This window comes from uncultured Bradyrhizobium sp., from assembly GCF_936928535.1.
Taxonomy (GTDB): Bacteria; Pseudomonadota; Alphaproteobacteria; order Rhizobiales; family Xanthobacteraceae; genus Bradyrhizobium.
This window is the reverse complement of record NZ_CAKZHY010000154.1, coordinates 23,863-30,330: the sequence shown is the minus strand read 5'-3', so window position 1 is coordinate 30,330 and position 6,468 is coordinate 23,863. Positions and strand designations below refer to the sequence as shown.

The 6,468-nt window shown below is 63.5% G+C and carries 4 protein-coding genes; 1 reads left to right on the top strand and 3 read right to left on the bottom strand.

Annotation, left to right across the window (positions count from 1 at the left end; translation table 11 throughout):
* Window positions 1-110 precede the first annotated feature (110 nt).
* From Q0687_RS29400 to Q0687_RS29390, 3 genes are all read right to left on the bottom strand, one after another.
* Window positions 111-1,727, bottom strand: coding sequence for a phosphoenolpyruvate carboxykinase (locus tag Q0687_RS29400; RefSeq protein WP_298884940.1), 1,617 nt, complete (start codon window positions 1,725-1,727; stop codon window positions 111-113).
* A 280-nt stretch (window positions 1,728-2,007) separates the two neighbouring features.
* A complete protein-coding gene (locus Q0687_RS29395; RefSeq protein ID WP_298884939.1) occupies window positions 2,008-4,602 on the bottom strand; it encodes a CHAT domain-containing tetratricopeptide repeat protein in 2,595 nt (864 codons plus the stop codon).
* Between the two features lie 76 nt (window positions 4,603-4,678).
* Window positions 4,679-5,425, bottom strand: coding sequence for a DUF2470 domain-containing protein (locus tag Q0687_RS29390; RefSeq protein ID WP_298884938.1), 747 nt, complete (start codon window positions 5,423-5,425; stop codon window positions 4,679-4,681).
* Between the two features lie 239 nt (window positions 5,426-5,664).
* Here Q0687_RS29390 and Q0687_RS29385 point away from each other — a divergent pair, with 239 nt between their 5' ends.
* On the top strand, window positions 5,665-6,366 hold the full coding sequence (locus Q0687_RS29385) for a response regulator transcription factor (RefSeq protein ID WP_027535781.1): 702 nt from the start codon (window positions 5,665-5,667) through the stop codon (window positions 6,364-6,366).
* Window positions 6,367-6,468: the final 102 nt, after the last annotated feature.

Below are 6,468 nucleotides of genomic sequence, written 5' to 3'. Positions count from 1 at the left end.
AACCCCTCATCCGGCGCTTCGCGCCACCTTCTCCCACAAGGGGAGAAGGAAGAGCCACAAAACAAAGGGCGGCCAGTCGGCCGCCCTTTTGCATCACAAACGCTACGACCTTACTCCGCCGCGAGCTTCACGTCCGGAGCGGCTGCACGCACCTCGGCGTCGACCTGGGCTTCGAACTTGGCAAAGTTCTTCTGGAACATGCCGACCAGCGCGCGCGCGGTCTTGTCGAACTCGTCCTTGTCCTTCCAGGTGTTGACCGGGTTGAGGATTTCGCTCGGCACGCCCGGCAGCGCGGCCGGGACCGCAAAGCCGAAATATTTGTCGGTGCGGAACTCGACGTTGCGCAAGCTGCCGTCGAGCGCGGCAGTCAGCAGCGCGCGCGTCACCTTGATCGGCATGCGCGAACCGGTGCCGTACTTGCCGCCGGTCCAGCCGGTGTTGACCAGCCAGCAGTCGACATTGTGCTGGGCGATGAGATCTCGCAGCATGTTGCCATAGACGGATGGATCGAGCGGCAGGAAGGGCGAGCCGAAGCAGGTCGAGAATTCCGGCTGGGGCTCGTTGCCGAGACCACGCTCGGTGCCGGCGACCTTGGCGGTGTAGCCGGAGAGGAAGTGGTACATCGCCTGCGCCGGCGACAGTTTTGCGATCGGCGGCAGCACGCCGAAGGCGTCGGCGGCGAGCATCACCACGTTCTTCGGCTGCGGCGCGCGGCCGGTGCGCGAAGCGTTCGGGATGAAATCGAGCGGATAGGCCGAGCGGGTGTTCTCGGTCTTGGAGCCGTCGTCGAAATCGACGACACGGGTATCCTCGTCGAGCACGCAGTTCTCGAGCACCGCGCCGAAGCGGGTCGAGGCCGCGAAGATCTCGGGCTCGGCTTCCCGGGAGAGCTTGATGCACTTGGCATAGCAGCCGCCTTCGAAATTGAAGACGCCGTTCGGGCCCCAGCCGTGCTCGTCGTCGCCGATCAGCGTGCGGTTCGGATCGGCCGAGAGCGTGGTCTTGCCCGTCCCCGACAGCCCGAAGAAGATCGCGGTGTCGCCCTTGGCGCCGACATTGGCCGAGCAGTGCATCGGCATGACGCCACGCTCGGGCAGATAATAGTTCAGCGTGGTGAAGACCGACTTCTTCATCTCGCCGGCATAATAGGAACCGCCGATCAGAACGATCTTGCGGGCGAAATCGATGGCAACAACGTTCTCCGAACGGCAGCCGTGACGTTTGGGGTCAGCGCGGAAGCTCGGCATGTCGATGATGGTGAGCTCCGGCACGAAGGTCGACAGCTCGATCGACTCGGGGCGGATCAAGAGCGTGCGGATGAAGAGCGAGTGCCAGGCAAGCTCGGTGAAGACGCGCGTCTTGATGCGATAGGACGGATCAGCGCCACCATAGAGATCCTGCGCGAACAGGCGCTTGCCTTCGGCGTGCTTGAGGAAATCCTGATACAGCGTCTCGAACTGATCTGCAGTGATCGACTGATTGCCGGCCCACCACATCTTCTTGTCGGTGGTGGCGTCACGCACCGTGAACTTGTCCTTCGGGCTGCGACCGGTGAACTCGCCGGTATCAGCGCAGAGCGAACCGTCAGCGGACAGCACCGCCTCGCCCGCTGAGAGCGCGTATTGATAGAGTTGCGGCGCGCCGAGGTTCCAGTGAACCTGCTTGAGATTCTTTAAGCCGAATTTGTCGGCGCCGAAGGCACCGTTGCGCACGCCCGTCTCTTGCACGAAAAATCCTCCTAGAACCCGCGACACATTGCGCGACCTTAGCTTTGGCGCCATCGCGGTCAGCGTGAATGACAGGCCGGTCGGCCTCGGCTGGAAAACCTAATACTGATGAACGCCGGCGTTGCCAAGCCGATCCCGCAGGATTTGGTTTATTCAAGGACCGCGCCAGATGTCGCGCATGTCAGCTCTGAACGCGCGCATTGAAAATCATGAATGATCGCGCAACCAAATGGCTGTTTCGGCGTTATCGAATGTTTTGCGACGCACAATGCGCGCCGTTTTATCGTACCGCGCCTTCGCCGATCAGCGCGAATGGCCCCCACATCGCGGGATACCCATTGCGGGGCGAGGAGGTATCATCAGCATACGTTAACATCGCGCGCCGCAGGGCTTCGGCTCTGCCGATTCCTGGTTCGTTTTTGAGCAGATCGAAAGTCGAAGTGGTCAAGCGCGTGGCAGCCTCCGAATCCACCGCCCAATGCGAGACCAACAGCGCGCGTGCACCGGCATAGAAGAAGGCGCGCGCCAATCCGGACAAGGCCTCGGCACCGGGCTTGTCGCCGGCGATCGTGTTGCAGGCCGACAGCACGACCCAATCCGCATTGAGCTTGAGCTGCGCGACCTCGCTCGCCGTGAGCAGGCCATCGTCGAGCTCTGAGGGTTGATCGGGAATCGAGAGCGCAAGCGACGGCTCGCCCACACCCTTGATATCTCCGGCAACGAGGCCGTGCGTCGCAAAGTAGATGATGCTGTATTGAACGAGCGGTGCACGCTTGAGCGTCGCTTCGCTGGCATCGCGGCCCAGATGGATGTCGCCCGCGGCCGCGCCGACATCCTTCGCTACGGCGTTCAGCTCGTCTGCAGTGTCGGGAAGCTGCGGCAGCGCCTGGGCAAGCCGCGCGCGATCGAGGCCCGCGCCGCGCCAGAAATCGGTATAGGCTGATGTCGCAAGATTGCGCGCGGCAACTTTTCCGCCTGCTGCGCGCCTGTCGGAGGGGCCGCCCTCGGCGGGATTGAAGACCGGGTCGCCGAAGCCGGTCATCGGCTTGACGCCCTCGTCCCTGCGCGCGAAGGCCCGCAGCGACTTCAGGCTGACGACCGATGGCAGCACCGAGACGGCCTGTCGCCGCAACAGCCAGGCCGCGCTGCGATAGCCTTCGAGCGTGTCCGGAATCGCAGCCTGCGGCGTCTCCGTGACCAGCAGGTGAAACGGCAGTGCGGTCAGGGCGCCCGATGGCACGGTGAGCAGACTGCGCTTGTCCTTGATCAGCGCCTCGACGGGACGGAGCAGCGTGACGTAAAGCTCGTTGGCGAGCGCAAGATCGAACAAGCCCGATTTGCCGGAGCCATCGCGGGCCTTGCCGACATCGAGACCTCTGCGGAACGCGGTCACCTTCTTCGCCAGCGCGTCTGCACCAAGCGGGATCTCTTTCCAGTCCACGCTCTCGCGCGTGATGGCGATGACATAGCTGCGCTTGTCGACGACTGAATAGACCACCATCGCCTCATCGGCCGACAACAGTGGCTGCACGTCCTTGACCGTCAGAGGCAGCGGGTTGGAAAGCGAGGCGTAGTCGGGAAACTCGACGGCGAGCGTCTTCTGCAACGCCGTGCGCTCGCTTGCCATCGTCGCGATCCGCGCACGACTGCGCTGCTCGGAGGCGACGTCGCGTTGCGCCGACGACTTCGACACGGCCGCAATGATCGCCTTGTCGAGCGCGTCGGATTCAGCGGCGAGATCCTGGTCCTTCCGCACCAGCTCGGCGAGCCGGTCGGTGCCTGCAGCGAGCCGCACTGCGAGCTTGTTCACGGCCGAGGCGGCCGAAGATTGCGTGCCGCGCTGGATCGCGGCGAGCGCCTCGTCCAGCGCCTTGTCGACAGGGAGCAGGGATTGCTGGCGCGCCGCAAACAGGATCGGCAGCACCACGCGCAACTGTGCGCGATCATTCGCAAGCGTTCTTTCCGCAAGCGGCAACGCGTCCGCACTTCGTCCGGAGATGTACAGGAAATAAGCAAGATTGCTGGTCGATGTCGCAACATCAGGATGATCCGGCCCAAGCGCGCGCTCGCGGATGGCAAGCGCGCGGCGATACAGCGGCTCGGCATCGGCATAGCGCTGCTCGTGTTCGTAGAGGCCCGCGAGATTGTTGAGAGAGCGCGCGACGTCGGGATGGTCGGCTCCCAGCACCTTCTCGCGGATCGCGAGCGAGCGCTTGATCGGGGCCTCGCCCTCTGCATCACGACCGAGATCGCGATCAAGCTGGCCGAGATTATTCAGGAGCGTCGCGACCGCGGGGTGCTCAGGACCGCCGACTTTCTGAAAGATCGCGAGCGCACGCTGGAACAGCGGCTCGGCCTCCGCAAGGCGCTCCTGCTTCACATAGAGCGTGGCGAGATTGTTGAGGGACTGGCCGACATCGGGATGCTCGCGCGACAATGCCTTCTCGCGAATGGCCAGCGCCCGCTTGAACAGCGGCTCGGCATCCGTGAAGCGGCCCTGCCGCTGATCGAGCGCGGCGAGATTGTTCAGCACCGGCGCAATCTCGACGCTGTCGAGGCCGGTCCCCTTCTCCATCAGCGCGATGGCACGCTTGTAGATCGGCTCAGCCTGATCATCGTGGCCCTGGTCGGCATAGATCTGCGCAAGGTTGTTGAGGGCGGCTGCGAGATCACGGTTATTGCCGGTCTTCTCGAGCGCGGCCACCATGGCCTGCGCCAGCGGCAAGGCTTCGGAATATTTGCCGGCGGATCTAAGCGCGTTGATGCGCGCGCTCTGCGCGGCGAGGCCGCCGGTCTGGGCGAGACCGGGCGTGGCAAGGGACGCGGTGATCGCAAGCGCAAGGCCCGCGACCAATGCCAAACGACGACTTGCCATGAACCCTCGCTGCCAACCTCGGATCGATCACGATCTTGGGTCGCAGCGATGTAAGGCGACGTTCAATGCGTCGCAGCTAATCCGCTTTCTGGCCCCCCTTGGCGCGCGCTTCGCCCACCAGACGGACCAGCATCTTACGCAGCGCCGGACCGTTGGTGACCCGCTCCGGAAAATCCAGCCGCAGCGCTGTCTGACCGTCCTGCATATCGAGACCTTCGGGGTCGCAGCCGGTGCAGCGCCAGTCGCCCTCCGCCGCGCCCAGGAGCTTCGTTGCATAAAGACCCATGGCGTCGCGGTGGTCGGCATTCATATGTTCGACAGCCCCCTCCTCCGCCGCCAGCAGGTCCTCGGCTCCGCCGAGGTCCGTGAGGAACTGCTCCGGCTTGAGATCGACGATCCGGCCGAAGCCTGCCACCAGATGGGTTCCCGTAGGGATGATCCGGAAGAACGAGAAATCCTTAAATGAAACAAAGGCTTCTGCTGAGGGATGGGCATTCAGATACCGCCGCTGGAGCAAATCCTTCTCACTCTCGGCCTGTTCGGCCCGGCCGGACAGCATGATCCGGGCGCCTTCCAGCGGATCGCCTGCGGAGCGCTCGTCGAGCATCAGCGAGACCCTGTTGTCGGCGAGGATATTCCTGGTGTGGACCGCCAATCGGGAGATCAGCAGGATCGGCGAGCCGTCGGGGTGGCTGGCCAGATTGACCAGGGAACAATAGGGATCGCCACTGCCGGCCATGAGGGTCGCGAGTGCGCCCTGCCGGGACCGCCTGAGCAGCGATTTGGCGAGCTTTTGGGGAACGAAATCAGGGGTCGGTTGCATGGGCTTTCTCGGCTCAGGTGGTTGCAAGGCGGGCCTTTCTTCGGGTAAACCCGAGCCCGGTTATGGGTCGATATGCGGCGAATCCGCCGTGTTTCGTGGAACTTGGTCACACTTCAGCCCAGCTTGCATTGCTCGGTGACAAGGTTCGAACGCCAATTCGGCACCCATGTATGCGGCGCATCACTGGATTGCTCGCCGTTTAAGCCACGACCCAAACGGAAAGCAGAAAGCAGAGGCTCATGCCCACAATCGCTTTGGTCGACGACGACCGCAACATTCTCACATCCGTCTCGATCGCGCTGGAAGCCGAAGGCTACCGCATCATGACCTACACCGACGGCGCTTCCGCGCTGGACGGTTTCCGCACCACCCAGCCTGATCTCGCCATCCTTGACATCAAGATGCCGCGCATGGACGGCATGGAGACGCTACGCCGTCTCCGGCAGAAGTCCGATCTGCCGGTGATCTTCCTGACCTCCAAGGACGAGGAGATCGACGAGCTGTTCGGCCTCAAGATGGGCGCGGACGATTTCATCCGCAAACCGTTCTCGCAGCGCCTCCTGGTCGAACGCGTCAAGGCGGTGCTGCGCCGCTCGGCGCCGAAGGATCCGACCGTCGCGCCGAAGGAGAACGACGCCAAGGCGCTCGACCGCGGCCTGCTCCGTATGGATCCGGAACGGCATACCTGCACCTGGAAGAACGAGCCGGTGACGCTGACGGTCACCGAATTCCTGATCCTCCAGGCGCTGGCGACACGGCCCGGCGTGGTCAAAAGCCGCAACGCGCTGATGGACGCCGCTTATGACGACCAGGTCTATGTCGACGACCGCACCATCGACAGCCACATCAAGCGGCTGCGCAAGAAGTTCAAGGTGGTCGACAACGATTTCGAGATGATCGAGACGCTCTACGGCGTCGGCTACCGCTTCAAGGAAGCCTGAGGCGCAACGCGCCTTCGCGACAGACGAGGGCTGCGCCGGTTCTGATTCCCTCAGAACCGGGCATGTTCTAGGATGCGGGGACCGTCGCAACGAGCTGTCCTA